Annotated in this window: 1 protein-coding gene; it reads right to left on the bottom strand. The window is 70.0% G+C overall.

What is annotated here, in order from left to right; all coding sequences use genetic code 11:
• Positions 1–3,349: amino acid adenylation domain-containing protein (locus VFZ66_28570; GenBank protein ID HEX6293170.1), on the bottom strand; the 3,349-nt coding region annotated here is incomplete at both ends.

Below are 3,349 nucleotides of genomic sequence, written 5' to 3'. Positions count from 1 at the left end.
GCACCGCCACGCTGGCGCCCCGTCCGCTCCAGACCGGCGGACGCGGGGAGTCGGTCGGCAAGTCCAGCGCCGCGACGCCGCGCAACTGCCGCCGCCAGTAGCCAAGCTGCTGCTCCAGGATGCCGCCCTGCAACCACTGCCGCTGCCAGACGGCGTAGTCGGCGTACTGGATTGCCAGCTCCGGCAGCACCACGGGCTGGCCCGCGACGAAGCCCTGGTAAAGCGCGATCAACTCATGGAGGAAAATGCTCTCGGACCAGCCATCGAAGACGCTGTGGTGCAGCACCAGCACCAGGATATGATCGAGCGAATCGTGCTGGAAGAGCGTCGCGCGCAGCAGCGGCCCGTGCCCAAGATCGAAGGGCCGCGCCAGCTCTGCATCCACACGAGCGCGCAGCGCATCGGCGGAGTCGATCCCGTCGTCGGCAAGCACTTCGATGCAAGGCAGGGCCAGAGCCGCGTACGGGGCGATCACCTGCATAGGTGGCTCGCCGGGCGCGCTGACATCCTGGGCAAAGCTCGTGCGCAGCACCTCGTGGCGCTCGACGATGCTGTTGAGGCTACGCCGGAGCGCCGCACGATCAAGCGATCCCTGGAGTCGCAGGACCAGCGGCAGGTTATAGATCAGGCTGCCGGGCTGCAACTGATCCAGAAACCAGAGGCGCTGCTGGGCAAACGAGAGCGGCAGGGGCGTGCCATCGCGGGGCGCGCGCGTGAGGCGCAGCGCGGCGGTCGCCTGCTGCCCGCCGAGACGCGCGGCAAACGCGGCGACGGTCGGCGCTTCAAAGAGCAGCCGCAGCGGCACCTCGCGGCCCGTATGCTGGCGCACGCGGCTAGCCACCTGTGTCGCCAGGAGCGAGTGCCCGCCCAGCGCGAAGAAGTTATCGTGGATGCCCACCCGCTCGACTTTCAACACCGCTGCCCAGAGATCGGCAATCTGCCGCTCTAGCAGGGTACGCGGCGCAACAAAGGTATGAGCCAGCTCGGAACGACTGTGCTCCGGCACGGACAGCGCCTTCCGATCAACTTTACCGTTGGGGGTGAGCGGCAGCGCGTCGAGCACCACAAAGGCGCTCGGCACCATGTAATCGGGCAGGTGCTCCTGCATGTACGTGCGGAGGGCGGGCGCGAGAGGCGTTGGGGGCACACCGGCTGACTCCTGACTCCTGATCCCCGATCTCGCGACCACATACGCCACGAGGCGGGGATCGCCAGGCGCGTCCTCGCGCAGGAGCACCACGGCCTCGCGCACGGCCTCATGCCGCGTCAGCACAGTCTCGATCTCACCAAGCTCGATACGGAAGCCGCGCAGCTTGACCTGCCCATCGATCCGCCCCAGAAACTCTAGCTGCCGATCCGCCCGGTAGCGCGCCAGGTCGCCCGTGCGGTAGAGCCGCGCGCCCACTGCCCCGCTGAACGGGTCCGGCACGAACTTCTCGGCGGTCAGATCGGGCCGCTGGTGGTAGCCGCGCGCCACGCTCACCCCGCCGATGTAGAGCTCGCCCTCCACCCCGATCGGAACGGGATTCAGGTGGGCGTCAAGCACATAGACCTGGACATTGGGGATCGGCTGGCCGAGCAGCGCAGGCTGCGGCTCCGCCTCCGGCGGGCACAGCCAGTAGGTCGTATCGATCGTCGCCTCGGTCGGCCCGTAGGCGTTGCACAGCGTCGCCTGTAGCCGCGCGAACCACCGCGCCTGCACCTCCGCCGTCAGCCGCTCGCCCCCGCTCACCACATACCGCAGCCGCGTACACGCCGTGATCCCCGGCTCCTCCAGCAGCACCGCGTGCTGGCTCGGACTCGCTCCATACACCGTGATCCCCGCCTCGGCCATCACGCGCACCAGCGCCGCACTGTCGTAGCGCTCCTCCGGCCCCACCAGCACCAGTGCCGCCCCCGCGCTCAGCGGCCAGAAGATATTCCACACCGACGGGTCGAAGCTGATCGAGTAGTTCAGCAGCACGCGGTCCTCGGCCTCCAGCGGCCACGTCGCCTGCCGCCACGTCAGGTTGCTCAGCACCCCCCGGTGCGGCACCAGCACCCCCTTCGGCATGCCGGTCGAGCCGGAGGTGTAGATCACATACGCGATCTGCTCCGCGCTCAGCGTCGCCGCACACGCCGTCGTCGGCTGCGCCGCGATCCGCGCCCACTCGTGGTCCAGGCACAGCGTTGGCACCGCGCTGACCGGCAGCGTCGCCGCCAGGCGCGGCTGCGTCAGCACCAGCGCGACCTGGCTGTCGGCGCAGAGCCAGCGCAGCCGCGCGCTCGGATAGGCCGGGTCCAGCGGCACGTAGCAGCCGCCCGCCTTGAGCACCGCCAGCAGCGCGACGATCAGCTCTAGGCACGGCTCCAGCGCGATGCCGACCCGTACCTCCGGCCCGACGCCCCGCGCGCGCAGCTCGTGCGCCAGCTGGTTGGCCCGCGCGTTGAGCTCGGCATAGCTGAGCTGCTGCGCACCGAAGATCACGGCAGGCGCATCGGGCGTGCGCGCGGCCTGCGCAGCGACTAGCCGATCGACGCTGCTGCCGCTTGGATACGCCAGCCGCGCCGCGTTCGCCTCCACCACCAGCGCGTGCTCCTCGGCTTCCGTCAGCAGCCGCAGCCCGCTGATCGGCTGCTGCGGATCGGCGACAATCGCCGCCAGCAGCACCGCGTAGTGTGCCACCAGCCGCTCGATCGTCGCCGCCGTGAACAGATCGCTGCTGTACTCGACCATGCCCTCCAGCCCCGCCGCCGTCTCGCTCAGCGTCAGCGCCAGATCGAACTGCGCGCTCGTCGTCTCCAGCGCCACGCGCTCGACCTGCAGCCCCGGCAGGCGCAGCTCTGTGACCGGCATGTTCTGGAGCACGAACAACACCTGGAAGAGCGGATGGCGGCTCAGGTCGCGCTCCGGCTGCACCTGCTCGACTACCACCTCGAAGGGCGCGTCCTGGTGCGCGTAGGCATCGAGACACACCGCCCGCGTCCGCGCCACGAGCTGCGCGAAGCTCGGATTGCCGCTGAGGTCGGCCCGCAGCACCAGCATGTTGACGAAAAAGCCGAGCAAGGCCTCGACCTCCGGGCGGGTCCGCCCGGCGATCGGCGTGCCGACCGCCAGGTCGCGCTGGCGGCTATAGCGACTGAGCAAGACCTGGAAGGCCGCCAGCAGCGTCATGAACAGGCTACTCTCCAAGCGCTGGCTCAGCCGCCGCAGCTCGCGGGTCAGCGCGGCGGGCAGGTGCACCGCCACGCTGGCGCCCCGTCCGCTCCAGACCGGCGGACGCGGGGAGTCGGTCGGCAAGTCCAGCGCCGCGACGCCGCGCAACTGCCGCCGCCAGTAGCCAAGCTGCTGCTCCAGGATGCCGCCCTG

The sequence above is a fragment of the Herpetosiphonaceae bacterium genome, from assembly GCA_036374795.1.
In the GTDB taxonomy this organism is placed as follows: Bacteria; Chloroflexota; Chloroflexia; order Chloroflexales; family Kallotenuaceae; genus LB3-1.
Note: the sequence above shows the minus strand (reverse complement) of the source record. Positions and strands in the feature narration are given on the sequence as shown.